Consider the following 26546-nt stretch of genomic DNA (forward strand, 5'->3'; position numbering starts at 1 on the left):
TAGGGGTGCGCTCGCTCGTTAAGCTTTTGTTTTTTCAAAGGGAATGGGCCTTCAGGCCCGACGCGAACCAATGTGCCGACGGCAGAGGCAACTGCCCCTATGGCGCGCCCCGATACGGGAGGCTCCGCCACGTCGCCGCGACACCCCCATAAGTTGGCTCGATTCGATGAGTAGGTCTAGCCCTAGTATGGTTGTCGCCACATCGGCACCAGCAACCTACTAGATGTAGATATCTGCGGTATAACCGCTGGAGAACCGGTGGATTTTCTGTGGGAGATGCTGCAGACCGGCGTCAGGATGTGCTTATAAGGGGCGCATCGGGCGGGTGTGCAGCATTGGGGATCCAATTCATCCAGCCTAGGGTGATTCCGCCGGGGTGCCCTGTGGCCGATCTGCCGCGCATCCCGAAAGACGTGATTGGATTGCCGCCGCGGTCGATATCGGCCATGGTGCAACCGCGAACAAAGACACGGGGACTTGGTCCGGAACATGGGCTTTTTCAGCGAGATCTTCTGCTGGTGGGGTGGCAACACCTGGGGCACGCGTCTCACGCTCTGGCGTAAGGGGCACCACATCGGAACAGACGAATTCGGCAACCGGTACTATGAGCAGAAAAAGGGCGTTGGGCCGCTGGGCCGTCCACGCCGCTGGGTCACCTATAAGGGCTTCGCTGATGCTTCGAAGGTGCCGGCGGGCTGGTTCGGCTGGCTTCACTATACTTATGACACGCCGCCATCGGAGCAGAACTACCAGCCGCGCCCTTGGCAGCGGTCGCATCTGATGAACCAGACTGGCACCGCCAACGCCTACCGGCCGCCGGGCTCGATCCTGGGTGAAGCCAAGCGGCCTACCGGCACGGCCGATTACAAGCCCTGGCGCCCGGATGCGGGTTGAGATCTGACGCCGGCTGATCGGGTCAGATCGGGTGCGGGCAGGGTCACAGGGTGCGGGCTATTCAAACTTCGGCCGCACTCAAGGCGCAGGCATTTGAGGCACTCGGGGCGGTCAGCCGCCAATATGATCGACGATAGGGAATGACCAGTATCGCCAGCACTCGGCAGCGCTTCAGTTTCACCGCAACGGCCCTTTGCGCTGTGGCGCTGTTTGGCCTGTCGGGCGAGGCGCGCGCGGACCGGATTGAAAATCAGGTTGCGGTGTTCTCCGCGCTCGACAAGGTGACGGCGCGGACGTCGAAATTCGAAGTGCCGCTCAATTCCACGGTGCAGTTCGGCGCCCTCAAGGTGACGCCGCGCGTGTGCTATTCGCGCCCGCCCGAGGAGCAGCCGAAGACGACTTCATTCGTCGAAGTTGAGGAAGTACAACTCGACGGCGAGGAAAAGCGCATTTTCAGCGGCTGGATGTTTGCTGAAAGCCCCGGCCTCAATGCGGTTGAGCATCCGGTGTTCGACGTCTGGCTGGCTGAATGCCAGAAGCCACGCGGGTCGTTTGCGCAGCGTGGCAATTCGGGTGATGCGGCAGCAGGCGCCGCTGCAGCGGGCGAGGAAATGCCCCCGGCCGAAGATGATTTCTTCCAGCCACGCCGCCGTGTCCGCCGCTAAACCCCGGAGCGCCGCTCAAAACCCTATCGGCCCCCAAGCGTTCGGACCCTGAGCGTTTTGCTCCCGCACTGTGATCGCCGGTAGCGCTCTAATCCCGTGTCCCGTTCGGCTGCAAAAGGCCGTGACGACTTCGCCCTTTTTACGCGAAGCCGCGGCCTTGCTCGTCCAGCGTTTCCGGTTCTCGCCCCAGCCACTTCTTGGAAATTGCGCGCCATGTGTTCAGGCGCTCCCATTTGGGTTCGGGCTCGTTCGTGTCTTCATCGGTCAGGAACGGGTTGGGGAAGAACAGCGCGATCATCGACATGCCCTTGCCGTTCCACATCTCGAAGCCCCACGTCACCGGATGGCGCTCGCGCGTCAGAGCGCGGAAGATGATGGCGCGCGACGGACGGCGCGGCTCCAGATGCTCGGTCGGTTCTTCGGGGCCATCGACGCACAGATGGAAGTGGCCGCCCTTGCTGAAGAAGATCGTCAGGTAACCGCCGGAAACTGAAAAGCGGCTCGGCCCGGCGGCGCACATGATCTCATAGGCTGCACCCGGCACGAGCGGTCCGTAACGCAATTCGTGCCAGTGGTTTTCGAACACATCAGTGAAGAACGCGATCAGAAAATCCTTGGTGACCGGCAGTTCCCATTCCTGCCGCAGCGCCACGCCACCGCATCCGCCGGCCTTGATCTCCTTCGGTTCGGGATCGATGTTCCAGCGTTGCGGCATGTCCATTGGAAGGCTCCATTCTGGCACTGGCAAAAACTGGATCAGCGCGCTGCTAAAGTGCTTCCGGAAAAGTGGGAACCGGTTTTCCGACAAGAAGCACGACAAAACAAACATCTAGAGCCGTTTCGCGTTTCGACGAAACCCTGAAAGGCTCTAGATTCAACTAGCGCTGTTATAGCCAACGTCGCGCGCAGATGCAGCCGCGTACGGTGCATGCACGCATAGAAAACGCAAAGTCTGCAACACTATGAATTGGCTGATTTGCAAAACACCGCGCTGCGGATTGTCTGCTACGTGTCAGCGCAATCAGGTTTCGCGCTTCACGCTTCGTTTTTCAGGGCAGCGGCGGCGCGGGGTGCGAAATAAGTGAGAATGCCCGATGCACCTGCGCGCTTGAAAGCAAGCAGGCTTTCCATCATCACCGCGTCGCTATCCAGCCAACCGGCCTGCGCCGCGGCCTGCAGCATCGCGTATTCACCCGAGACCTGATACGCGAATGTCGGCACGCGAAACGTCTCGCTCACGCGGCGCACGATATCCAGATATGGCATGCCTGGCTTCACCATGATGAGGTCGGCCCCTTCAGCAAGATCGAGTGCGACCTCGCGCAGCGCTTCATCGGTGTTGGCCGGGTCCATCTGATAGGAGCGCTTGTCGCGCTTTTCGGCCGACGACGCGAGCGTGACTGCCGAACCGACCGCATCGCGAAATGGCCCATAGAACGCCGAGGCATATTTCGCCGCGTACGCCATCACCAGTGTGTTGAAATGGCCGCCGTCCTCCAGCGCGGAACGGATGGCGCCGATGCGCCCGTCCATCATGTCCGATGGCGCGAGAATGTCGGCGCCCGCTTCTGCCTGCACCATTGACTGGCGCACCAGCGCTTCGATGGTGTCGTCGTTGACGATCTCACCATTGCGGATTAGGCCGTCATGGCCGTGGTTGGTGTAGGGATCGAGTGCGACGTCGAGAATGACGCCCACATTCAGGCCCGCCGCTTTGATGGCCCGCGTGGCGCGGCACACCAGATTTTCAGGATTGAAGGCTTCGCGCGCATCTTCAGAGCGCAGCTTTGCTTCCGTGTTCGGAAACAGCGCGACGGCAGGGATGCCAAGCTCTGCCGCCTGTTCCGCTGCAATGACGATGTTGTCGATGGAGAGCCGCTCAACGCCCGGCATCGATGCGACCGGAACGCGCCTGTTCTCGCCCTCGACGACAAACAGCGGCCAGATCAGATCCTCAACGCCAAGGCGATGCTCAGCAACGAGGCGGCGAGACCAGGATGAACTGCGCACGCGGCGCAAGCGCACGCTGGGAAAGGCTCCCGCACCGGATATCGGAGCGGCGCCGCGGCGCTGGGCGGACGGCTGCCCATCGTTTTGCGGCGGCGTCAGAGGCAGGCGGGATGTTGTCATCGCGGCATATCCGGTGAGAGGTGGCCCCGAACTCACAGCAACAGGCCATGTTTGGCAAGTGCGTCAGACCGTACACCGGGGGCGACGATCAAAGCACCGTTGCTCTTGGTCACGGATGCCTCGGCGATCAGCGGCAGATGTGCTTGACGTTTTTGCGCTGCGCCATGTCGACGTGAAAATGGTTGAGGTGGGCTCGGTTGGCCTCGGGGCCGAGCGTGGTACCGAAGATCTTGCATGCCGAGGCATGGGCTTCGCGCAGGAAGCGCGCTTCGGGCGTGTCCGAGGGCGTGGGCACGGGGTGATCAATGGCGATGGCCGCGACAGAAGCGTCTTTCGCCAGGTTGGTGGGCGCCGCTTGGCGGGGCTTTGCAGTTTTCTCCGAGGCCATTTGGCCGTCGTCGTCCGGGCCTCCCAGCCAGGCGGCGGCTTGCGACTGTCGCGAAGTGCCGGGCAACAGGGCGGCTACCATTTCCTTGCCGGATCCCAGCGAAACGCCGGCGCGCAGGGTAACGGTCTCTGCGTTATCGTTCGTGGCGGCGGCTTTGCGGATCTCGCGGTTATGCTCCGCCTGCTCAGCCTGGGCCTTGATGGCTGCCTCTGCCAGCTGCGTCTGGCGCAACTTCTCCAGCTTCTCCTCGGCCTTGGCAATCTCCCGCTTGGTCGGCCCCCATGCATTCAGCACGTGGATGCGCTGGCCTTTGGCGGTGGTGAAGCCGCGAATGTCGAGTGCATCAAGGTAGGCGTGCTGGCTCAGCCGGTTGCCGACGCGGCCAAGCGCGGTGCGGCATGAGTAGTCGCTCATCACTTCAATGGAGGTGATGCGGGCCCCGAACTTACGGGAGGCTGCCGGCTGCAGATTACGCGTAATCCAGGTGTTGAGCGGAACCAGCATGCCGCAATTGATGCGGGCGGCCGGAGAGAAAGCCACATTGCCGATGCGGGATACGAGGATCGGGGCCGGGTTGCCGCACTCGCCCTGCTTGATGGGCTCCTGATAGGTGAATGAGGCGTTGAGGCGCTTCATGGCCTCGGTGCACTGGGCCTTTGCGGCAGCCACCTCTTCCGGGCTCCAGTTGTCCGGGTCGGTAGCTGGCGTGGCAGCTGCAACGTCTGCGGATTTTTCGCCCTTGGCGGCATCCGCTGCAAGGCTGGCTGCGCCGGCATTTATTGCTGCGGCTTTGCCTGGCTTGGGGAATTCGTGCTCAACCTTCCGGGCCGGAGCAGGCGGTGCCTTGATGGTCTTGGTGTTCCAGCTTGAGGGGGCGGCAGCGCTTTTGGTCCCAACCTTGAGAACCCGGGCCTTCTGGCTCTGGCCGGCGCCGGTGGCTCCATGGCGCACAGTGAAAGCAGCCGAATCCGCATAGACAGGCGCCGTGCCCGCGAGTGCGGCAGCCAGTGCCAACGGAAATACGGAGCCTAGTCGCAACATCGTTCGTGTCTCCACGGATTGGAGTGCGCGGGGCACGGATACAAAGTGCGCCTTAATGGGCGAATCGACCGCGCAAGTTTCATCGCATTGCCCCTGAGTGTATAGGGAAATCGGCCCGATTATGGTGCGACGCCCCTCTGTCGCCAGCGAACAGGAAGAAAGTTGTGAGCGAGACCGCCTCTGCACAGGAAAAACCGGAACAGGCCGCCGTCCCATCGGCTGACGAGCTTCGGGTCGAGCTCCAAGGATCGTGTGCAGTCATAACCCTGAATCGGCCCCGGGCGCTCAATGCACTTTCGCTCAATATGCGCACGAAACTTGCGGAGGCCTTTCCGAAGTTCGCCCGCGATCCACAGGTCTATTGCTGCATCATCCAGTCCGCCAGCGACCGTGCCTTCTCGGCCGGCGGCGATGTGCGCGAGATTGTGGCCATGGCGCGCCAGGATCTGCCGGCTGCCCGGCAGTCCTTCCGCGAGGAATATTCCCTCAACTGGCTGCATGAGTGCTTTTCCAAGCCCACCATCTCGCTCATCGACGGCGCGGTCATGGGCTCGGGCGTCGGCATTTCGCTGTTCGGCACCCATCGGGTTGCGGGCGAGCGCTACCGCTTCGCGATGCCGGAGACGGCGATCGGGCTGTTTCCAGACGTGGGTGTGTCATGGGCTCTGGCGCGCATGCCCAATTCCATCGGCATGTATCTCGGCCTGACCGGGCGCACCATCGGAGCGGCCGACGGCTATGCGCTGGGGCTGCTGACGCACTGTATCCCGGCTGCGCGCTTCGATGAAATCCGGCAGGCGCTCGCCGATACCTGGCCCGTCGATACCGTCCTCGATGACCGGCATGTCGATCCCGGCCCGGGGGAGCTGGCGCCGCTGCAGACAACGATTGCGCACTGCTTCTCCGCGCCGACGGTTGAAGAAATCATTGCACGCCTGCAAGCAGTCGATGGCGATCATCGCGCGTGGGCGGGCGAAGTGGCGGATGAGCTTGCGACGCGCTCACCGCTGTCGCTGAAGATCACGCATCGGCACATTCGCGATGCAACGGCGCTCGATCTGCGACAGACGCTGACAATCGACTACCGTCTTGCGTGCAGATTTCTGGAAGGAGCGGATTTTTATGAGGGCGTTCGCGCTGTCCTCATAGATAAAGACGGACGAGCACGCTGGAATCCTCACCGTTTGGAGGATGTCTCTGACGTTATGGTTGATGATTACTTTGCATCGCTTGGTGATAGTGAAATGATCTTGCTGACACGTCAGCAAATGCAAGCTGCACGGGTGTAAGTAGCGTGTTTTCGAACATTTGTATGATGTGATCTCTCTTGCTGCTTCGCGATCCAAATTGATGAATGAACCGTTCCGCGGCACCCCCGTTACTATTCTTTTACTATAGGTATTTAGGTGACTTTTAGTTTTATGCCTTACCTCTCGATGCAACCCGGAGAAACAAAAAACATCCGGAACCGGCGTCAAACAGTGTGAGGCAGTTATGAGTATTGCGCTTGATGTGGCGCGCCATCGCGCGCCAGTGCAGACCGACAGTGCCGAAGAGAACTTTCGCTCCGAATATCTTCAGGCTCTGCGTCTGGTTGAACGACTCCATCGCTTGTTGCTCGATGTGATCAAAGATGAGTTTGATCGTCTCGGCGGAGCAGATCTCAACAGCGTGCAGGCGCTGCTACTCTACAATATCGGTGATAGCGAATTGACTGCCGGCGAACTGAAAACGCGCGGCTACTATCTTGGCTCAAACGTTTCCTACAATCTCAAGAAGCTCGTCGACATGGGCTACCTGCACTACAAGCGTTCGGAGACCGATCGCCGTAGCGTGCGGGTCAGCCTGACGCAAAAGGGCAAGGACGCCTGCGAAGTCGTGCAGAAGCTTTATAACCGTCAGCTCGGTTCGATCGAGACGGTTGGCGAAGTGTCCGAAGAGGATTTCCGCGGTTTGAACAAGGCGCTCGTTCGTCTTGAGCGGTTCTGGTCGGATCAGATCCGTTACCGGCTGTAGTTCCTCCTGAAGGCCAGGGCAGTAGCCCGGGCGCCGGTTTTAAAAGGAGCTGTGAGCATCTGCCCGCAGCTTCTTTTTCATTTTACGCGGTTTCATTTGGCGGCCGGTCTCGCCACAAATTGCGGTGCAGCGCAACGCGGACTAGGGACTGCCATCGCCTCGATCGCGCAAAATCGCGTCATGCTTAGAGGCACGTGCGCCGCAACATCCGTGCGCCCAACGTCACACACGTCCGTCATGTCGTGCCCGAGCGGCGCGTCTGTTCTCGCTCATCCTTGCCATTGCCTCAGTGCCCGGCTTACCTTCGCCGTGAGGCTTGAAAAGCCGGGGCTTTCCGTGTTTTGCCGTCTTAGGGCTGGCTGCGACGGTTGATGCCGGATCTGCGGGAGGGATATGTGAGCTTGAAGCGATGGGCAGCGCTGGCCGCGCCAGTGCTTGTTGCAGGCGGCGTTTTGGCGGCAAGCCATGCGGGTGCTCAGGAATTTCTGCGCTTCGGACCGACCGGTGAGGGGCCGTCGCAGGCGCGCAGCGGCGGCTATGACCGTAGCTTCATCCGCGAATGGCAGGCCAACCCGCCCAAGGGCTATCCGACGCTCAACAAAGCCAATCTGGAGCCGACGCGTAAAGCAGTGGCGCGCTATGAGCAGATTGTTGCCACCGGCGGCTTTCCGCTGGTGCCGCAGGTTGAGGTGGAGCCGGGCATGACCGACGCGGCTGTCAGCGTGCTGCGGCGCCGTCTGCAGCGTTCCGGCGATCTGGATGCGGCCGAGACCAATTATCCTGAGCACTATAGCTCCGATCTCGTCACGGCCGTGAAGCGCTTCCAGGCATCGAACGGTCTGGCGCCGACCGGTGTCGTCGACCGGCGCACCATCGCGGCCTTGAACGTCCCGTCCGAGGTTCGGCTGGCTCAACTAAAGACCAATCTCACGCGGCTCAATGATCTCTCGGGCATGGTGCGAAAGCGCTACGTCATGGTGAACATTCCGGCCGCGCAGATTGAAGCGGTCGAGAATAACGCGGTTGCGATGCGGTATTCGGGTGTGGTCGGCAAACCAGATCGCCCTACCCCGCTGCTGCGGTCGACCATAACCGATCTGGCGTTCAATCCGCCGTGGACGCTGCCGCCAACGGTTATCAAGGAAGACCTGATCCCCAAGGGTCGCGACATGCAGAGCAAGGGCCAGAACGTGCTCGTGAAGTACGGCATCGATGCCTACGAGGGCGGAAAGAAGCTCGATCCTGAAGCAATCAATTGGGCCAGCAATCGGCCATTTCAGCTCACATATCGCCAGATTGCCGGCAAAGAAAATCCGCTCGGATTCTTGAAAATTAATTTCGCCAATTCGGAGTCGGTTTACATGCACGACAGCCCGAAAGAATCTCTATTCGGGCGCAATTTCCGAGCTGCTAGCTCGGGATGTGTGCGCGTGCAAAACATTGCCGATCTTGCAACGTGGCTATTGGCGGGGCAGGGAACTGCTGATCAGGTCGAACACCTGCGGGAAAGCGGTGAGACGCGCACGGTGCGGCTACGTAGACCAGTTCCGCTTTATTTTGCGTATGTTACAGCATGGGCGACGCCGGATGGCGTTATCCAGTTCCGCCCCGATCTTTATTTGAAAGACGGCGTCGGAAAAGTAGCTGCGGCGTATTAGATCGCGCGCTGGATGGTTGACCAACGTCAAGGTTAGCCCTCATTTATTGGCCATGATGTTGTTCGCGCGGGTGCCAATGTTCAATTCCACGCGACAACAGATACGTTGCTGGCCATCCAATGACCGGCGATGCTAAGGGAAACGGAAAAACAAAGTCGAAAACGGCTGATGTAATGCACTGATCCTGGGGAGTGGAAGTCGGCGAATGGACTACGCTGGAATTTTTAAGGACGCGCTCAACGCCGTCCACCGCGAAGGACGCTACCGTGTATTTGCCGATCTGAAGCGCGTACGCGGCTCCTTCCCAGCAGCTCAGCACTACAACAACGGTCCGGAGGCTTCGCGCCCGATCACCGTTTGGTGCTCCAACGATTATCTCGGCATGGGTCAGCATCCGGCGGTGCTGGCGGCTATGCACGAGGCCATCGACACCGTTGGCGCAGGCTCAGGCGGCACGCGCAACATCTCCGGTACCACCCGCTATCACGTCCAGCTTGAGCAGGAGCTCGCTGACCTGCATGGCAAGGAAGCGGCGCTGCTGTTCACTTCGGCCTACGTCGCCAATGATTCCACGCTGTCGACGCTGGCGCAGATGCTGCCCGGTGCGGTGATTTTCTCGGACGAGAAGAACCACGCCTCGATGATTGCCGGCATCCGCCATGGCCGTGGTCCCAAGCGTATCTGGCGCCACAACGACCTTGAGGATCTGGAAGCCCAGCTCAAGCAGTACGACCGCGCGACGCCGAAGATCATCGCCTTCGAGAGCGTCTACTCGATGGACGGCCACATCGCGCCGATCGCTGAAATCTGCGATCTGGCCGACAAGTACGGCGCGCTGACCTATCTGGACGAAGTGCACGCGGTCGGCCTTTACGGCCCGCGCGGCGGCGGCATCGCCGAACGTGACGGCGTGATGGACCGCGTCGACATCATCAACGGCACGCTGGCCAAGGGCTTTGGCGTCATGGGCGGCTACATCGCCGCCTCGCGCGATTGCTGCGACGCCATCCGCTCCTACGCCGCCGGCTTCATCTTCACCACCTCGCTGGCTCCCACGCTGGCTGCTGGCGCGGTCGCCAGCATCCGGCATCTGAAGTCCAGCACCATCGAGCGCGAGCAGCTTCAGCAGCGCGCCAGTGAAGTGCGCGGTCGCTTGATGGCCGCGAATGTGCCGGTCATTCCGTGCCCCAGCCACATCGTGCCGGTGCTGGTCGGCGATCCGGTGCACTGCAAGGCAGTGACGGACGCTCTGATGACGCATTACGGCATCTATGCGCAGCCCATTAACTATCCGACGGTCCCGCGCGGGACCGAGCGCATCCGCCTGACGCCGTCGCCGGTGCACACGCCCGAGCAGATCGATCATCTGGTGGCGTCGCTTTCGGCGCTGTGGCAGGCCTGCCCACTGGCGAAGGGGGAGTACGTTCGCTTGGCGGCCGAGTAGAGCTTGGCCGCTGCGCTTGCGCGCACCCCCAAAAAACGGCTAGTTCAAAAGTCCAATAAGCTGTATCCGATTGAGCCGGATGGGTCCCATGGGCGCGCCCACGCGCCTTAGCGAATATCTGTTATCTACGAAAACCAAGGACAAAGACCTATGACCAGCGGATTTTTCACCGCCCGCGTAACTGAGAGCGATCCCGAGATTGCCGATGCGATCAACAAGGAGCTCGGCCGTCAGCAGAACGAGATCGAGCTGATTGCTTCCGAAAACATCGTTTCTCGGGCTGTGCTTGATGCCGCTGGCAGCGTACTGACCAACAAGTACGCCGAAGGCTATCCGGGCCGCCGTTACTACGGTGGTTGCCAGTACGTCGACATCGTCGAGCAGCTCGCGATCGACCGCGCCAAGCAGCTCTTCGGTTGCGAATTCGCCAACGTGCAGCCGAACTCTGGCAGCCAGGCCAACCAGGGCGTCTTTAATGCGCTGGCCAAGCCGGGTGACACGATCCTGGGCCTCAACCTGGCTCACGGTGGTCACCTAACGCATGGCGCGAAGGTCAATCAGTCGGGCAAGTGGTTCAACCCGGTGTCCTACCAGGTGCGTCCCGATACCCACCTGATCGACATGGACGAGGTCTACAAGCTCGCCGTCGAGCATAAGCCGACCATCATCATCGCTGGCGGTTCGGCCTATCCGCGCCACATCGATTTCGCAGCTTTCCGCGCGATCGCCAACGAAGTCGGCGCCTACCTGATGGTAGACATGGCCCACTTCGCCGGTCTCGTCGCAGCCGGTCTGCACCCCAATCCGTTCCCGCATGCGCATGTCGTCACCACCACGACGCACAAGACGCTGCGCGGTCCGCGCGGTGGCATGATCCTGACGAACGACGAAGAAATCGCCAAGAAGGTCAACTCGGCCATCTTCCCTGGCATCCAGGGCGGTCCGCTGATGCATGCGATTGCCGGTAAGGCCGTTGCATTCGGTGAAGCACTGCGTCCGGACTTCAAGGTCTACGCGCAGAGCGTGATCGACAACGCCAAGGCCATGGGCCAGGTGCTGGTTGATTCCGGTTTCGCCCTCGTTTCCGGCGGCACCGACACCCACCTCATCCTGGTTGACCTGCGTCCCAAGAAGCTGACCGGTAACATCTCCGAGAAGGCCCTGGGCCGCGCGTTCATCACCTGCAACAAGAACGGCGTTCCGTTCGATCCGGAGAAGCCGATGGTTACGTCGGGCATCCGTCTCGGCGCACCGGCCGGCACTTCGCGCGGGTTCGGCGTTGCCGAGTTCCAGCAGATCGGCCGCATGATCGCTGAGGTTCTTGAAGGCCTGGCCGCCAACGGCGAAGAGGGCAACAAGGCCGTCGAAGAGAAGGTGAAGGCAGAGACCATCGCTCTGTGCCAGCGCTTCCCGATCTACTCCTGATCGGCTTCTCAGCCTGAAATTCGCGGCGCGTCCGGTTCTGCCGGGCGCGCCGTGTTCGTTTCAGCGCTGCGATCGGGTGCGGATTTCGCTGGCCCAACGGAAGGCGCGTCATCTGCGCTTCGGCTTTATGCGTTTTTCCGCTGGAATAGCGGTTTTCTCGCCGGGTGAAGCCATCTAAAAACATGATCCGCCGAGACCATCCCACTCCTGACCGGCGGCGAGGGAGGCCCCTATGCGCTGCCCGTACTGCGCTGGCGAAAATACCCAGGTGAAGGATAGCCGTCCCACCGAGGAAAACGCGGCCATCCGGCGTCGGCGCGTGTGCCCCGATTGCGGAGGGCGCTTCACAACGTTCGAGCGGGTGCAGTTGCGTGAGCTGATCGTCGTGAAGCGGTCGGGCCGCAAGATGCCGTTCGACCGCGATAAGCTGGTGCGCTCGGTGATGGTGGCGCTGCGCAAGCGGCCGATCGATACCGAGCGGGTGGAGCGCATGGTTTCGGGGCTGGTGCGTCAGCTTGAAAGCTCCGGCGAAACTGAAGTCGCCTCGGACACCATCGGCAATCTGGTAATGGAGGCGCTGCGTGGTCTCGATCCGGTTGCCTACGTGCGCTTCGCTTCCGTTTATCGCGACTTCCGCGAGGCCGCCGATTTTCATGAGGTTCTGGGCGAAATCGCCGAGCCGGTGGCGGATGACCCGGATGCTCCGCACATTCCGTTTGAGGGCGCCGTTGTTGGCGTTGCGCCGCTGAAAAAGCATTGATCGCCATGCCGAGCGCCGCTTACTCACGCTTTGACGCGCAGATGATGCGCCTTGCGTTGCGGGTGGCCGCGCGCGGGCTGGGGCGAACCGCGCCCAATCCGGCCGTCGGCGCGGTGATTGCCGACGAGGCAAGCGGTGAAGTCATCGCAACCGGTGTCACCGCTCCGGGTGGGCGCCCGCACGCTGAACCGGCGGCCATCGCCAAGGCAGGCGGGCGGGCAAGGGGCGCTACGCTTTACGTCACGCTTGAGCCCTGTTCCCATCACGGCGTCACCCGGCCGTGCGCCGATGCTATCGTCGAGGCAGGGCTGGGCCGCGTCGTATGCGCGATCGAAGATCCCGATCCGCGTGTGGCTGGGCGGGGGCTGGAGCGCTTGCGCGCTGCGGGCATCAAGGTGACGCGCGGCGTGCTGGCGGACGAGGCCCACTGGCTGACCGCAGGGCACATCCTGCGTGTCACAGAGCGCCGCCCGCTGGTAACGGCAAAGCTGGCGCTGGGTGCCGATGGCGACGTGCCGAGGGGCGGTGCAGGTCAGCCGACCTGGGTTACGGGCGAGGTTGCCCGCGCCCATGGCCATCTGTTGCGCGCCCGCGCCGACGCGATCCTGGTTGGCCACCGTACGGTGCTGGATGACGACCCGATGCTCGATTGTCGTTTGCCGGGGCTGGCGGATCGCTCGCCGGTGCGGGTCGTGCTGGCACGCGATCCGGCAGGGTTGGAAACGTCGCGACTGGCGCGCTCGGCGGACCGGATACCGCTATGGGTGATCTGCGCGCACGGCGCAGATGCTTCCGTGCTGGAAGCCATGGGCGCGCGTATCTTCCCGTTGCCGCTGGTCGATGGCGCTTTGTGGTTGCCGGGCGTCGCTGAGGCGCTGGCTGAGGCCGGCATCACCCGCCTGCTGGTGGAGGGTGGCCCGGAGACATGGCGTCGTTTCTCGCGGGCGCGCCTCATCGACGAGGTTGTCCTATACAAGTCGCGCGGTTCCGCTGCGGCAGCCGCGGCGACCGGTGCGGAGCAAGTATTTTTGCCCGCCGCTGCTGTTTGCGCCGCTCTCGATCCCTACATCTCAACGGCAGAATTCAGCATTTGTGGGCGGCGAAGTCTGGGCGGTGACGATATGATTACGCTCCGCAGGCCATGGATGCGTGAAGCCACACGGCTGGCAGGCGCAGACAGATAAAATTGCGAGGACGCTACGGCATGTTCACGGGTATCGTCACCGGCATCGGCGAGGTGATCGGACGGGACGGCGGCAGCTTCACCATCCGCTGTCCCTATGCGGCGGAGACGCTGGAAATCGGCGGCTCGATGGCGTGCAACGGCTGCTGCCTGACCATGACGTCGATCCGCGTCGACGATGCTGGCGCTGTTGCCGGCAGCAGCATCTTCACCGCCGACGTTTCCAACGAAACCAGCGCCAAGACAACGATCGATAGCTGGCAGCCGGGCACGCGCATCAACCTTGAGCGGCCTTTAGCGATGGGGCAGGAACTGGGCGGGCATCTCGTCACCGGCCATGTCGATGGCGTCGCGCGCATTGCCGACATCATCGCTGACGGCGACAGCCGCCGCTTTGTCATCGAGGCGCCGGACCATCTGGCGCCGTACATCGCGCCCAAGGGTTCCGTTGCATTGGACGGAGTGTCGCTGACAGTGAACGAGGTCAGCGACAATTGTTTCGGGGTCAACATCATCCCGCACACCTTGACGGTGACGACGTGGGGCGCGAAAACCGCCGGCCAATCGATCAATCTCGAAGTTGATCTGTTCTCGCGATATATCGCGCGCCTGCTGGAGTTCAGAACGTGACGAACAGTGCTGGCGAACACGCTATCTCCGAAGGCCGTAGCTGCCTGTCCCCGATCTCCGAGATCCTGGAGGACATGCGCAACGGACGCATGGTCGTGCTTGTTGACGCGGAAGATCGCGAGAACGAGGGCGATCTGGTTATCCCGGCGCAAATGGCGACGCCCGACGCCGTCAACTTCATGGCGCGGTATGGGCGCGGTCTCATATGCCTGACGCTGACTGGCGCGCGCGCCCGTGAGCTGCAGTTGCAGGCAATGGTCGGCACCAATCGCTCGCGCAATCGCACCGCGTTCACACAATCGATCGAAGCGCGAGAAGGTATCTCCACCGGCATCTCCGCTGCCGATCGCGCGCGCACGATTGCAACCGCGATCGATCCGACGCGTGGCGCTGACGATATCGTTTCGCCCGGACACGTCTTTCCGCTCGTCGCCCGTGAAGGCGGCGTGCTGATCCGTGCTGGTCATACGGAAGCGTCGGTGGATCTGGCGCGTCTGGCCGGGCTCTATCCTGCTGCTGTGATCTGCGAGATCATGAACGACGACGGCACCATGGCGCGGCTGCCGGATCTGGTTCCGTTTGCACAGCGCCATGGGCTCAAGATCGGCGCGATCGAGGAACTGATCGCCCATCGCCTGCGCAACGAACATCTGGTGCGCGCTGCGGGCAAAACAAGCGTCGACACAACGGCGGGCCGCTTCGATCTTCACATCTATGAAACGACCGTTGAGCCAAGTGAGCATCTGGCGCTGGTCAAAGGCGATATCTCGGGGCCGGAACCGGTGCTGGTGCGCGTGCATGCGGTCAATGTGCTGGGTGACGTGGTCGGCGTCGCACAGTCCGATGGCCATGTGCTGAACTCGCTACGCATGGTGGAGCAGGCGGGCCGCGGCGTTGTGGTGTTGATCCGCGACCTGCGTTCCAATTCGTTGTCCGAATGGGTGAAGGCGCGGGGGCAGCCGAAAGCTGTACAACAGGGCGCGAAGGAACGGCGGCAGGTCGAGATCGGCGTCGGCTCACAGATCTTGCGCGATCTGGGCGTGCGCGACATGGTCCTGCTCTCCAATTCGCCGGCGCACGTTTATGTCGGGCTTGAAGGGTTTGGTTTGCGCGTCGTTGAAACGCGCGGGATTGAGTGAAACATGATTGTTAAAGCCGATAGCCAGTCAAAGCAGCGTGCGCCGCGCGGCAAGCTTGATGCGCGCGTGCTGATCATTGAGGGCCGGTACTACGAAGACATCGGCGACCTGCTGCTGGAGCATGCGGTTGCGGCCCTGACCGAGCGCGGTGTCGCCTATGAGCACATTGTGGTGCCGGGCGCATTGGAAATTCCGCAGGTGCTGATCCAGGCGGCGAACTGGGGCCTGCTGACCCGGGATGCGGCGAACGGTTTTGACGGCGTTGTGGCGCTGGGCTGTGTCATTCGCGGTGAGACATCGCACTACGATATTGTATGCAACAACGCCAACCACTGGATGATGGAAACGGCGGCACGGCATGCGACGCCGGTCGGCAACGCCATCCTGACGGTGGACACCATGGAGCAGGCGTTGGCGCGCGCCAACGGCGGCAAGGGCGCCGACGCTGCAAACGCCTGCATGCAACTGATTGAGATTGGCCGCGCGTTTGAAACGAGACGCGCCGGGGGAGAAAGTGCATGACATCCACCGGTAACGTGACGCCGCAACCGGGCAAGATCGCGCTACAGCCGCGCACGGCGGCGCGGGTGGCTGCCGTGCAGGGCCTTTATCAGATGGATATGGCGGGTACCGACCTCAACGCCGTGATCGATGAGTTCGTCCGCCTGCGCTTTCCGCTGGAGCCGGGCGATGAGGCAGCCGCTGGTGCGGACGCGGCGTTTTTTGCCGAACTGATCCGTGGTGTCGTGCGTCGGCAGCGCGACATCGATCCGCTGGTCGATCAGCAGCTTGCCGAAGGCTGGCGGCTTGTGCGTGTTGACGCCATCCTGCGCGCTATTCTGCGTGCCGGTGTGTTTGAGCTAATGGAACGCCGGGATGTACCGGGCCGCGTCGTGATCAACGAGTACATCAACGTGGCGCACTCGTTCTTCTCGGAGGACGAGCCAAAAGTCGTCAACGGCGTGTTGGACAAACTGGGGCGCTCCCTGCGCGCGACGGAGTTCAACCGCAATGACAACCGACCCAAGTGACGACGCGGGACCGTTGCACCTCAACAGCGATGAAGAAACGCTGATTGCCGAATTCTGGGCGCCGCTGGCCAAGTGCTATGCCGGCGCTTACGATCTCAAGGACGATGCGGCATCCATTGCGGTGCCGCCGGGCGAAGAGCTCATCGTCAGTACCGACGCGCTGATCGCCGGTGTGCATTTCTTTGCCGACGAAGATCCCGGCTCTATTGGCTGGAAGGCGCTGGCCGTCAACGTTTCCGATCTCGTCGCCAAGGGCGCTACGCCGCTCGCCTACCTCATGCACATCGCATTCCCTGAACGGCCGCAGTCGCAGTGGTTGCAGGCGTTCGTAGATGGTCTCAGCGCAGCGCAGGCGGCGTTCGGTTGTCATCTGGCGGGGGGAGACACCGACCGTACGCCCGGCCCGCTCAGCATTTCGATCACCGCATTTGGCACAGTGCCCGCAGGTCAAATGATCCGCCGCAGCGGTGCCGGTGTCGGCGACCGCGTTTATGTGACGGGCACGATCGGTGATGCCCACCTAGGGCTTGCGCTGAAGCGGGATGCAGCAATGCTGGCGCGCTGGGATAATCCGGCAGGTACGGCGCAGCATCTGATTGCGCGGCTTGTGAAGCCGCAGCCGCCGCTGAATGTCATCCCGGCTTTGCGCGGGTTTGCCTCCGCGTCAATGGATATCTCCGACGGCCTGATGAAGGACTTCGAGCGCCTGTGTCGGACGTCAGGTGTTGGCGGCAGACTGCAGGCAGAGGCGGTGCCGCTCTCTCCCCCTGCGCGCGCATTGCTGGCTGCAGGCGAAACAACGCTGCTCGATTTGCTCAGCGGTGGCGAAGATTATGAAGTGCTGGCCTGCGTGCCGGAAGCGCATGCCGCTGAATTTGAGGCGGCAGCAAATAAGCATCGCGTATGTGTGACGCATATCGGGCACATCACGCCGGCTGATACTGGCGTTTCAGCGGTTGATGCGACGAACCGGCCTCTCCGTTTTCTGCATAAGGGTTGGGATCATTTTGCATGAGCGCCAATCAATGCGTTGGCTTAGATATCCAGTGTTTGGCGTCGCGGCTTTTTCTCTTGAATAGTTAGCCAACACATTGGTGTCTTGGTTTAGCCATATCCTGGCGACTATTGAGACAGCTCGTGCGACGCTGACGCCAGTGGCGCATCGACAACTACTTGTGCTCATTCAGTGTAAAGTGAATGGGCTGAAGCAGTCGGGCAGAAGCAGGACGACTTTATGCAGGTATATCGCGCCCGTGCGCGGCACTTCGATCTGGATTTTACTCCGCTTGGGGTGAAGGCTTTCAATCTCAGCGTGGGTATTGTCGTCGCTGTGCTGGCCGTTCTGCTGGCGACGTTGCCGACACCGGCGAAGGCGCAATCGAACTGGTGGGAAAGTCTGACCGGTTCAGGCACGCCCGATTATTCCGGTCGCCGCGAGGAAGAGCGCGCGCGCCAGCGACAGGCGCAGGCGACGGAGGTGCTGGACGACTTGCGTCCTGACGCCGTGCCGCTGCGTTCTGACGAGATGGTTCTGTTCATGGAATCGGCGATCGCCCGCTATCAGCAAATTGCTGCCGCTGGCGGTTGGCCGGTGGTTCCGCCGGGCCGCATGATGCGCGAAGGCGAGGACGACGACCGCGTTGCCATTCTGCGCAAGCGGCTGATTGCATCCGGCGATCTGAAGCCGCGCTCGAACTACTACAACTCGTACAGCTTCGACGGCGATCTTGCCGACGCAGTGCGCAATTTCCAGCGCCGCCACGGCCTGCGTCCAACGGGGCGTGTCGAGCGTTCCACCTATCCGGCGCTGAACGCTTCGGTCGACGAGCGCATCCAGCAATTGCGGCTCAATCTGAATCGCATTCGCGATCTGCTGTCGATGGGCGGCGAAGATCGCTACGTCCTGATCAATGTGCCGGGGTTCCAGCTTGAAGCCGTTGAGCGCTTTGAAGTGCAGCAGCGCCATCGCGTTATTGTTGGCCGCGCGGGGCGCGAGTCACCGTCGCTGAAGGCAACGATCCGCGGCTTGAACTTCTTTCCCTATTGGCGCGTACCAGACAGCATCGCGCATGCCGATCTCATTCCGCGGCTGAAGAAAGAGCCCGATTATCTGGCCAACGAAAAGATCCGCGTGCTTGATCCCAGCAGCACGACCGAATTCGATCCGCATTCCGTCAACTGGGATTTGCCGGAATCGCGGCGCCTGCGTTTCCGTCAGGACCCCGGGCCACAGAATGCGCTCGGACTGGTGCGCATCGACATGCCGAACGAGCACACGGTCTATTTGCACGATACGCCGATGAAGGAACTGTTCCGTCAACGCTCGCGGGCCTTCAGCGCCGGCTGCGTGCGCGTGGAGGGCGTTTTCAACCTCGTTGACTGGCTGGCAGCATACGAACCGAATTGGGGCGGCGCGGGCGAATCTCAGCGGATCGTGGAGAATGGCCAGGCGGTCGATATTACGTTGAGCCGGCCGGTTCCGGTCTTCTTCACTTACATCACGGCCTGGGCTGAGCGTGACGGCGATGTGGAGTTCCGGCCGGACATCTACGGCCGTGACGGCGCTGCCGATCAGATCGCCGAGATGGACCGTGATCCCAACGATCCTATGCCGGCGGCCAGTCTCGCACCTTAGCTTCAAGTCTCGCGCCTTAGCTTCGTGACGGGCTGATGATTCATCGCTTCGGACTGATAAGGGGGCCGAAGCGATCATGGTTTCAGGCGTGACATCGGTCGGCGTCGGGGATTGTGAAGCAGGGAGCAGCGCGCTTTCCTACTCGGGCATTTTGGTCGCACCGGATAATCACGACGCGGTGTAGCCGCGGTGTTTGTTGCCCCGTGCAGGCATTTCTCAGCCGGTTTCAAGGCGTTCCGCGCCCATTGTCGGTGCCGCGTCTGCCCCCCTCATTCTACAAAAGCGGGGCTCGGGCAAAATAACATCGAAGAATTCATCAGAACCCCTTGATTAAAAAGTCCGATTGTGAGACCTCAAGGGCCGTGCCGACGGGGACTGGCTGCCACAAAATGCTGGTCCACCCCGTAGCTTTCTGCTAATAGGCGCGCTCGCCCTTCAAGGCAGTATTCCGCGGTAGCTCAGTGGTAGAGCGTCCGACTGTTAATCGGATGGTCGTAGGTTCGAATCCTACCCGCGGAGCCAAAAACCCTTATAAATCAATGACTTAGCAGGTTCGAATCCGCCGGCGGATTCGAACCTGCTAAGTCATTTCAATGCCTTGCAGTAGGCGCGGCGAAATCATGTGGAACAATAGGTCTCTGTCCACGTGCGAATTTCTCGCGTTCCTGGTCGACGCTCGACCCGTGTTCCTTGAGCACTCGCCGCAGGAGTCGCCTGGGAAATCGATAGCACTTCCCGATTTCCGCGAGCGGGCGCCGTGATCGCGCATGGCTATCGCAACTTGCGCAGCCGATAGCTTGGACGGTTGGCCGAGAACCTTTCCTTGCGCCCTGGCGGCAGCCAATCCGGCTGTCGTCCGCTCAACAATCAAAGAGCGCTCAAACTCTGCAAGCGCCCCCAGAACGTGAAACATGAGCCGGCCTGCCGGGCTCTGCGTATCGTTCGCCTCGCATAGTGATCTGAAAGTTATCCCGCGCCGCCCCAGCCTAGCGATCAGCGCGATGAGATGCGAAAGACTTCGTAGACCGACGTTCAGGCCAGCGCATCGCGCCGCATCTATGCGCGTGGATGCGGATGTCAAAATTGGCTGTGCGTCCAGGTTCTGTAGCATGCAGATGTGATGACGCACTCATGACGGGCAGTCGAGAGGATTTCGTGAAATGGCGGGGATGCGGGGGCAATAGCGTGGAAGAGCGTACTTGCTGCGCTGGTTCCATCACCATTCGTGAGCCTGCCGCGTTGGTGCATGTGTGATGATTGCGTCGCTGGCGCATTGCGCCGAAGCTCAATGAGCTCAGAATTCCGGTGCCGACTTCTCGCGGCAGGATGGCTTTCGACTGTCAAAGCCTTGCCGGCACCTCAAACGCAATGCGCTGCAACCACGTTTGGCGATGCTCTAGCGAGGTTCCCTCACCGTACATATGCACATGGCCGAGGATGTCCTCCTGAATGTCTTTCGGAGCCTCGGCAGTACGCAATCGATCCACCAGCGTGTGGCGGAGAGAGTAAAGAGTTTGCAGCTTTCCGGCCGGCCTGAGGTTTCTGACCGAGAGGGCCTTGTTAATTGTCGCAGAAGCAACGTTGGCGCGATCCCGGTATCGTGGAAATCCATCCGGCTGCAAGCGCATTGCGGCCAAGGCCACTCCGACGAGGGGAACCGCACGAACCGAGCCGGGAGTTTTCGTCTGGCGCATATCGTCGGTCACTTGCACAAATGGGATCAATCCTTCGAGATTTATCGTCGAGCGATCGAGCGCGCAGGCCTCGGACGGACGCAGGCCGGTTTCAATGATGAGGTAGACGATACGGCGAGCTTCGGGGTTGAGGCTGTCAAGCGCACCCTCAGCTAATAGCTGGTCGCGTACGAAGCTCGCACGATATGCTATACGCTTCCCCTCGCGACCTCCACGCAGGTTCAGCTTGGCGAATGGATTTTCAAACTCCAGCCGATAGTGAGCGTGGATGGTTCCGTAAAGACCAGATAGATTTCTCATCAGCCGATTGGCTGAGTTGATACGAACTTCGCCGGCGAGTGCGCGCTGCTGCCAGAAGCGATGCAGAATATGGGCGTGTTCGAGTGTCAGCTCGCGCACGAGGTAGTTGCCTCCGATTGCGTTGGCAAAGATTTCGACGCTTGTCGCGCGTTCGACGCGCCACTTACGAAGTTGATGAGCGGATTTTCTCGCCATGGCCGTAGCGTTGATGCGCTCATACTCGTTGGGCATTCCTAAAACCCTTAGATCCTTCGGCAATCGAGACAACCCGCCAACTGGCGAGAAGGATCGTCCCTGCAGACCTGGGGCCCCTTCGCTGAGGCTGCGCAGTAGAGGGCCGAGGTTTTTCTCGATGGCAGCCGCAAGGTCGTAAGCCAAGTTTTGTGTACCCAGCAATTCACTCTTCATGGGGGCGCCGAAGCTCCTCGTTTCAAAAAGGGTGCATTTCTGTGCAGCCTTGTTTGCGACGTGGTTAGCGTGAGTTACCCTTTAAAAACGGGCAGTCGAGCTTTCGAAAACCAGCGCGACATGCCTGAAGCAAAAGGGACCCTTTTTGATACTTATGCACAGCCCTGACGATCGCGTTTGGCTCGGCCGGGCGTGGAAAGGTATCTGGGGTTTGTGTGCATGATGATCGGGTACGCCCGCGTTTCCACCGACGAGCAAAACCCCGCTCTGCAGTTTGATGCGCTCCAACGCGCCGGCTGCGATAGGGTTTTCACTGATTATGTATCGGGTGTGCGCACGACCCGGCCTGCGCTGGATCAGGTTCTCGCTGAGTTGGGGTCCGGAGATGTGCTGGTCACATGGAAGCTCGATCGCCTCGGGCGCAGCCTCTCGCACCTGATATCGCTAATATCGCAGCTGGAAGCGCGCGGCGTCGCCTTCCGCAGTCTGTCGGAGGCCATTGATACTGGAACGGCAGGAGGCCGCCTTCTCTTCCACATCATGGGGGCGCTGGCGGAGTTCGAGCGTGCTCTTATCAGCGAGCGCACAAGAGCCGGGATGGCGGCAGCCAAGTCACGCGGTGCTGTCTTGGGGAGACCGGTTAAACTTTCCACGGCTGACATCGTTTCGGCTCGCCGGTCGATCACTCACGCTGGCCGATCGGTTCGCGACGTCGCGACCGGACTCTCAGTTTCAAGATCAACGCTCAGGCGCGCTGTGGTCAGGACGTTGAAAAAGTGAGCCGGGAATGGCCGTCGAGCAAATACGAAATGTCCCAATAGCTGCCATCCGCATAGCAGTGGTCGGCGACGCAGCGAGCGCCGCCGACCATGTCCGGAATCTGAAGAATCGCGTCGACGTGTCAGATGTCGATCTTCTCCGCAATCTCTATGGCGTCGTCGACCTCGATGCCGAGATAACGGACCGTGCTTTCGATCTTGGAATGTCCGAGCAACAGTTGCACTGCGCGTAGATTTCCCGTGCGCCGGTAAATGAGCACGGCCTTGGTTCGGCGTAGTGAGTGGGTGCCGAATTTCGCGGATCGTTGCGCGATCCATGGCGTAGCCGCTTTGGCGCAACATCATCGACACGGACAGCGACCACGTCGCACCCGCGCAGCTTGCTGTCGATAGCCAGGTTGAAGAGGGCCAGATCCCTTTTCTTGCCCTCGATCTGGAGCTTCGTCCGGATTGACCAGACGTGACTTGGCCGCAGTGGTGGCTTGGCTCCGACGAGCTTGCCCTTGTTCCAGGGGACGCGAGCGGGCTTGGCAGCCGGTTCGGTGACAGTAGGTGCATTAGGATGGTCTTCCATGGTCTGTCTCCTTTGCTGAGAGACAAACCGGCATGCGCCTCCGCGATCTAACCTGCTGATCTCACGACCTGTCTCGGCCAACTTCTTCCAACTATTGGTACTGCCCGTCCATTTTGACCCGCAAGAAGCATCACGAGCATACAAGCAAGCTTAGCTGCGAAGTCGATGCGCGAGAAAGGCGGGCTCATAATTTCGCGCGTGTGCGAATCGAGGCCGCCGCGCGGCAGCTCATTGAGTCTGCTCACGGCACTCGGTAGGATCGAACTCACATTACGTGAGGTCATTATGTTTAACTGGTTGCGTGGCAAGAAGAGAGCGGCTTCAAGCGTCAGTCCAATTGGGCCGCTCGCTTTCAAGTCGAACGACGCCGCTTTCGCATACGCCTGCCATCAAATGCAAAGTGATCTCGCCGAAGGAGTATTCCTGCCAGCCATAGTTCTTGACGCATCGAAGGAATTCGGCACGCAGAAGGCAGTTGCAACCGATGCGAAGGGGATTCAAACGGCGCTTCTTCTCGTATGCAGTCGAGACGGTGGCTTTCGCGTCATGGCGCAAACGGCATCGAAGGATGGCCCAACAATCACAGTTGGTGATCTTGTAGCGTGGCAGGCCATGGCGTTCCGTCAAGAGTTTGCCAATCTCGGTTCCGATGAGCGGTTCGGCTGGATGGGCCTCGTTCTCGGAACCCTAAAGCCCGAGTGGCACAATGACGTCGGTTGGGTTGGGGCAGATCGCTTCCGCTAATGGCGTGAGCACCGACAGGCCGGCGACTGGTTCTGGCCAACCCGAAGTTACGCGACGAGAGCCCAGCGTAGGTGGTCGGTCCCATTAGCGGAAGTCGGCCGAATCGTGGTCGACATTCTGATGCGATCGCCGACCAGGTCCGCTCACAGATTGCTGCTGACATGGCGCGCGACGGAGCGCTTCTGATGCTCGGTTCCACCCGCGGAAGTCGCTCACATCCCTGTCGCCCCGCGACCGCAATGCCGCTGCTCATTTCTGAGCGGGGCGCCGAACCGAACGATGAAAATCTGGCCGTGATCGGTTCGATTTAGCCGCTAGGGCTTAGCTAAAAATGCCTTGCGGTCGGCGTCATTAGTCAGCTCAAACCGGGCCTCATGATACTGCGCCTTCGCAACGCTCTCCGAGAACATTTTGAACGGTTTTTGAAATGCTCAACGACTTCTTCGTCGTAGATGCCGTAAGCAGGCATGATCACGAAGCTCGTCGCGTACATGCTGAGCATGTGCTCGACATCGAATTTCGGTAGGGATGCCATGGCGCCTGGACCGCAAAGTTCGGATGAAGGCGCTCAACCTACGCCGACTGGCGGCCCGTGTCATCGAAGCGCTGGCCAAGGGGGGCCTGGCACAGCGTTAGCCGTGCGGCTACGCGCCGGTAGCCAACAATGCGCGGGTAGACGACGGGAGTTCGTCCCAGAAGCTGACATTTAAGCGGCGATATTGAACAGCCCAGAAGCGGGTTAGAGCAGGGCCGCTCCCGGTGAAAAACCGACCCAGACGTGACGTTCAGCGGTCCGAGGGAATTCTGACAAGTCACCAACACCATCCCCCGAGCTGGTGCTCACATGACCGCATTCGCTGCTCAAGAACCTGAGCGCGCCACTTGGGTGGCAAGCTTCCAATGAGTATTCGCATCGTGTAGATTAGGCCTCATGGCCCAACATCTTCCTGGAAAGGTTGCCCGTCTCATCTCGGATTTCCTAACGATCGGCGAATTGACGACGTTGATCGAACACGAGATGGAAAAGCGCATTGTTGCGCGGCATGGGCTTGTCAAATTGGATGCGCTCCTGACCCTGGTGGCGCGCCTAAAGAACAGCATTCGTGACGCCCTTCCGCCCACTCAGAAGAAGGAGATCGGGCGTTTGGAGGACCTCATTGCGCGACTCCGCAAAGATCTCGAAAAGAGCGACATGGCGACCGGCCGTGATGCCCTCGCAGCGCATGCCTTGCACCTCGACCTAATGCGGATCGTCGATGCCTGGAAATGCATGGGAGAAACGACCTATGCCGTGCTGGCTTCTGACCTCAAGGAGATCGATGCCGAACTGTTGAGGATCGCAAACAGCTATCCTGCTGCGCTAGCTTATCCCGGCGCGTTCACTTTTTCTGTCGAGCAAACGTGGCAGGAGGTATGGCGCAATGACACCTATCTTGGAGATCCAAATCGCCCCAGACTCGCCAACATTTATCCGGGGATCGGAACGGCAGGGATCGTGGCGTCGCTGCCTGGAGGACATCCAGCCCAAGACGTGACAATCCGGGCAACCGGCATTGCAACGTTTCTACGGCAGGTGCGGATCATGTTGCAGGCCGTTAGCCGAGGATGCGAGGTCGAGCGTTTGTTCGCGGAGATGATGCTGAATGATTATTGCGCGCTGTGGGAGTTGCTCTTCGTTTCAGGCGTGCAGAATGAGCACGGAAAGGTCGATCTTTGCGTACTGGACCATTGGACCAGCGATGGCTGGTGCGGGGCATCATGCCTTGCTGCGCTGAAGAACAATCCGCATCCGGATCTCGGTGCATGGCAGCAAACACGGAACAAGGTGACGGCTCATGTTGATGCGGATGCCGACATTTGGAGGGCCGACCTGAAGCATTGGCCAATGACGGTCGATACCTTGATCGATGAAGCGCTGCGCGTCATCGAAGCGATGAGAGATTGTGCTTCACTTGATATTCGCTCGAAGTTCTTCTTCATTCCGCCGACCCAACTTACTGGTGAGGTTGTGGGACTTTCTAATCAGGCCGGCCGATACTGGAAGGATGGCTGAGCCCACTTCATTACGTCGGCCCCGGTGAGTCCCGTTGGAGCCGACCGCGTAGTGGTCCGTATCGAGGTGGCGAGCGGATGACCAGCGCCGACAGCCCTTAAGGCAAAGGTATGATTGCGCGCGCCATCGCGGGGCTCTCCGGCTTTTGTGGTTCAGCGCTAGATCGGGGGGATGCGAGGTGACCAAGCGACCAATTTCCGTCGTCGTCGAGAACCTGAAGACGACAAGCGACAAGATTCGCGCCTTGCTTCGTGAAGGCTACTTAAGAACTGAGATCGCTCAGTTTCTCGACATCCGATACCAGCACGTCCGCAAGGTTGCCGTCGATGCCGGGATCGAAGACGGCGTTCACCGCGGCATTGCCGTGGTGTCGAAGGCCAAGTCTATCTCGAAGGTTAGGGAGGACGTCGCCATAGAGGTGCTGGTCGACGCCGGGTTCGAAAAGGTAGGTACCTGGGTGGGCGACGGAGTCGGAGGAATTGCGCTCGACACCGGGGCGCCTAGAGATGCGGGGGTTTACGCCTTCGTGGTGCAAGGCTTGATCAAGTACGTGGGAGTAAGCCGTGCCGGCATCCGCACCCGCATGGCAAACTACCGCGTAGGGCAGAAAGGCCAGAGGACTAGCGCGCGTGTAAACCAAATTATCAACGAACACGTCGCAGCGGGAACAGTTGTCGAAGTTTATGTCGCCACACCTCCTGCTCTTCAATGGAATGGCCTTCCTGTCGTCACGGCAGCAGGACTTGAGGCTGGACTGATAAAGATGATCCAGCCGCCCTGGAACAAGGCAGGCATGCGTATCCGCTAACGCCCGAATGAGTAAGGGTAGCGGGATCCCGATAGCGGCAGTCGCATGATCTCCACCCAATCAGGCGCACTTTGGTGTGGGTGACGCGAAATTAGACTTAGACGCGCGTAAGTCCACCCGGCCATTGTTGCCGTTAGCTTCCTCGCA

General features: G+C 60.7%; 24 protein-coding genes and 1 tRNA gene. 20 read left to right on the forward strand and 5 right to left on the reverse strand.

All coding sequences use genetic code 11. The annotated features are described in order from the left end of the window. The first annotated feature begins 489 nt into the window (after nucleotides 1–489). Together C6Y62_RS15450 and C6Y62_RS15455 are read left to right on the forward strand one after the other, a co-directional pair. Nucleotides 490–894 carry an NADH:ubiquinone oxidoreductase subunit NDUFA12 gene (locus C6Y62_RS15450; protein WP_068461781.1) on the forward strand — a complete coding sequence of 135 codons (405 nt, stop codon included), beginning with the start codon at nucleotides 490–492 and terminating at the stop codon, nucleotides 892–894. Nucleotides 895–1034: 140 nt separating this feature from the next. Further along, complete coding sequence (locus C6Y62_RS15455; RefSeq protein ID WP_173954686.1) at nucleotides 1035–1559, forward strand: DUF2155 domain-containing protein; 525 nt, start codon at nucleotides 1035–1037, stop codon at nucleotides 1557–1559. Between the two features lie 139 nt (nucleotides 1560–1698). Here the strand turns inward: C6Y62_RS15455 and C6Y62_RS15460 are convergent, their stop codons facing one another. The 3 genes from C6Y62_RS15460 to C6Y62_RS15470 all read right to left on the reverse strand — a co-directional run bounded on the left by C6Y62_RS15460 (nucleotide 1699) and on the right by C6Y62_RS15470 (nucleotide 5118). Further along, nucleotides 1699–2280 (reverse strand): DUF7676 family protein, encoded by a 582-nt coding sequence (locus C6Y62_RS15460; protein WP_173954687.1) that lies wholly within the window; start codon nucleotides 2278–2280, stop codon nucleotides 1699–1701. A 314-nt stretch (nucleotides 2281–2594) separates the two neighbouring features. Beyond that, nucleotides 2595–3689: a porphobilinogen synthase gene (gene hemB / locus C6Y62_RS15465; protein ID WP_173954688.1), complete on the reverse strand. Its 1095-nt coding sequence runs from the start codon at nucleotides 3687–3689 to the stop codon at nucleotides 2595–2597. A gap of 127 nt (nucleotides 3690–3816) precedes the next feature. After that, nucleotides 3817–5118, reverse strand: a complete 1302-nt coding sequence (locus C6Y62_RS15470; protein WP_173954689.1) for an extensin-like domain-containing protein — start codon at nucleotides 5116–5118, stop codon at nucleotides 3817–3819. A 164-nt stretch (nucleotides 5119–5282) separates the two neighbouring features. Here C6Y62_RS15470 and C6Y62_RS15475 point away from each other — a divergent pair, with 164 nt between their 5' ends. The 14 genes from C6Y62_RS15475 (at nucleotide 5283) to C6Y62_RS15540 (ending at nucleotide 19561) form a co-directional block, all read left to right on the forward strand. Beyond that, nucleotides 5283–6407 (forward strand): 3-hydroxyisobutyryl-CoA hydrolase, encoded by a 1125-nt coding sequence (locus C6Y62_RS15475; protein ID WP_173954690.1) that lies wholly within the window; start codon nucleotides 5283–5285, stop codon nucleotides 6405–6407. Between the two features lie 205 nt (nucleotides 6408–6612). Continuing rightward, nucleotides 6613–7134: a transcriptional regulator LdtR gene (gene ldtR / locus C6Y62_RS15480; protein WP_173954691.1), complete on the forward strand. Its 522-nt coding sequence runs from the start codon at nucleotides 6613–6615 to the stop codon at nucleotides 7132–7134. Nucleotides 7135–7529: 395 nt separating this feature from the next. Beyond that, nucleotides 7530–8792, forward strand: a complete 1263-nt coding sequence (locus C6Y62_RS15485) for a L,D-transpeptidase family protein (protein ID WP_338074371.1) — start codon at nucleotides 7530–7532, stop codon at nucleotides 8790–8792. Nucleotides 8793–8997: 205 nt separating this feature from the next. Then, nucleotides 8998–10236: a 5-aminolevulinate synthase gene (hemA, locus tag C6Y62_RS15490; protein ID WP_068458838.1), complete on the forward strand. Its 1239-nt coding sequence runs from the start codon at nucleotides 8998–9000 to the stop codon at nucleotides 10234–10236. A 150-nt stretch (nucleotides 10237–10386) separates the two neighbouring features. Continuing rightward, entirely contained in the window at nucleotides 10387–11661 is a 1275-nt protein-coding gene (gene glyA, locus C6Y62_RS15495) for a serine hydroxymethyltransferase (protein ID WP_173954693.1), read from the forward strand. A gap of 232 nt (nucleotides 11662–11893) precedes the next feature. Then, a complete protein-coding gene (gene nrdR, locus C6Y62_RS15500; RefSeq protein ID WP_068458840.1) occupies nucleotides 11894–12421 on the forward strand; it encodes a transcriptional regulator NrdR in 528 nt (175 codons plus the stop codon). A gap of 5 nt (nucleotides 12422–12426) precedes the next feature. After that, nucleotides 12427–13605, forward strand: coding sequence for a bifunctional diaminohydroxyphosphoribosylaminopyrimidine deaminase/5-amino-6-(5-phosphoribosylamino)uracil reductase RibD (ribD, locus tag C6Y62_RS15505; protein ID WP_198491412.1), 1179 nt, complete (start codon nucleotides 12427–12429; stop codon nucleotides 13603–13605). A 20-nt stretch (nucleotides 13606–13625) separates the two neighbouring features. Continuing rightward, nucleotides 13626–14234 (forward strand): riboflavin synthase, encoded by a 609-nt coding sequence (locus C6Y62_RS15510; RefSeq protein ID WP_173954307.1) that lies wholly within the window; start codon nucleotides 13626–13628, stop codon nucleotides 14232–14234. Beyond that, a complete protein-coding gene (gene ribB / locus C6Y62_RS15515; RefSeq protein ID WP_338074378.1) occupies nucleotides 14231–15373 on the forward strand; it encodes a 3,4-dihydroxy-2-butanone-4-phosphate synthase in 1143 nt (380 codons plus the stop codon). The genes C6Y62_RS15510 and ribB overlap by 4 nt, the downstream gene beginning before the upstream one ends. 3 nt (nucleotides 15374–15376) lie before the next feature. Next, nucleotides 15377–15895, forward strand: a complete 519-nt coding sequence (gene ribH / locus C6Y62_RS15520; protein WP_173954694.1) for a 6,7-dimethyl-8-ribityllumazine synthase — start codon at nucleotides 15377–15379, stop codon at nucleotides 15893–15895. Beyond that, nucleotides 15892–16404: a transcription antitermination factor NusB gene (gene nusB / locus C6Y62_RS15525; protein ID WP_068465363.1), complete on the forward strand. Its 513-nt coding sequence runs from the start codon at nucleotides 15892–15894 to the stop codon at nucleotides 16402–16404. The genes ribH and nusB overlap by 4 nt, the downstream gene beginning before the upstream one ends. After that, on the forward strand, nucleotides 16385–17419 hold the full coding sequence (gene thiL, locus C6Y62_RS15530) for a thiamine-phosphate kinase (protein ID WP_173954695.1): 1035 nt from the start codon (nucleotides 16385–16387) through the stop codon (nucleotides 17417–17419). Before nusB ends, thiL begins: the two co-directional genes overlap by 20 nt. 219 nt (nucleotides 17420–17638) lie before the next feature. Then, nucleotides 17639–19039 (forward strand): L,D-transpeptidase family protein, encoded by a 1401-nt coding sequence (locus tag C6Y62_RS15535; RefSeq protein WP_173954696.1) that lies wholly within the window; start codon nucleotides 17639–17641, stop codon nucleotides 19037–19039. 447 nt (nucleotides 19040–19486) lie between these two features. Further along, nucleotides 19487–19561 (forward strand) — tRNA-Asn (locus C6Y62_RS15540). A 58-nt stretch (nucleotides 19562–19619) separates the two neighbouring features. On the opposite strand, the gene C6Y62_RS15545 is transcribed toward C6Y62_RS15540, so the two are convergent. Both C6Y62_RS15545 and C6Y62_RS15550 read right to left on the reverse strand, forming a co-directional pair. Further along, a complete protein-coding gene (locus C6Y62_RS15545; RefSeq protein WP_173954697.1) occupies nucleotides 19620–20150 on the reverse strand; it encodes a recombinase family protein in 531 nt (176 codons plus the stop codon). A gap of 229 nt (nucleotides 20151–20379) precedes the next feature. Further along, entirely contained in the window at nucleotides 20380–21441 is a 1062-nt protein-coding gene (locus C6Y62_RS15550) for a site-specific integrase (protein WP_173954698.1), read from the reverse strand. Between the two features lie 219 nt (nucleotides 21442–21660). Between C6Y62_RS15550 and C6Y62_RS15555 the strand changes: the two genes are divergently transcribed. The 4 genes from C6Y62_RS15555 (at nucleotide 21661) to C6Y62_RS15575 (ending at nucleotide 26399) form a co-directional block, all read left to right on the forward strand. Beyond that, nucleotides 21661–22221 (forward strand): recombinase family protein, encoded by a 561-nt coding sequence (locus C6Y62_RS15555; protein WP_173954699.1) that lies wholly within the window; start codon nucleotides 21661–21663, stop codon nucleotides 22219–22221. 738 nt (nucleotides 22222–22959) lie between these two features. Beyond that, on the forward strand, nucleotides 22960–23538 hold the full coding sequence (locus C6Y62_RS15565) for a hypothetical protein (RefSeq protein ID WP_173954700.1): 579 nt from the start codon (nucleotides 22960–22962) through the stop codon (nucleotides 23536–23538). A 931-nt stretch (nucleotides 23539–24469) separates the two neighbouring features. Further along, entirely contained in the window at nucleotides 24470–25591 is a 1122-nt protein-coding gene (locus tag C6Y62_RS15570; RefSeq protein WP_173954701.1) for a hypothetical protein, read from the forward strand. 178 nt (nucleotides 25592–25769) lie between these two features. Further along, nucleotides 25770–26399 carry a GIY-YIG nuclease family protein gene (locus C6Y62_RS15575; protein ID WP_173954702.1) on the forward strand — a complete coding sequence of 210 codons (630 nt, stop codon included), beginning with the start codon at nucleotides 25770–25772 and terminating at the stop codon, nucleotides 26397–26399. Nucleotides 26400–26546 lie beyond the last annotated feature (147 nt).

Origin of the sequence: Hyphomicrobium sulfonivorans (assembly GCF_013306565.1) — a bacterium.
GTDB classification, from domain to species: Bacteria; Pseudomonadota; Alphaproteobacteria; order Rhizobiales; family Hyphomicrobiaceae; genus Hyphomicrobium_A; species Hyphomicrobium_A sulfonivorans.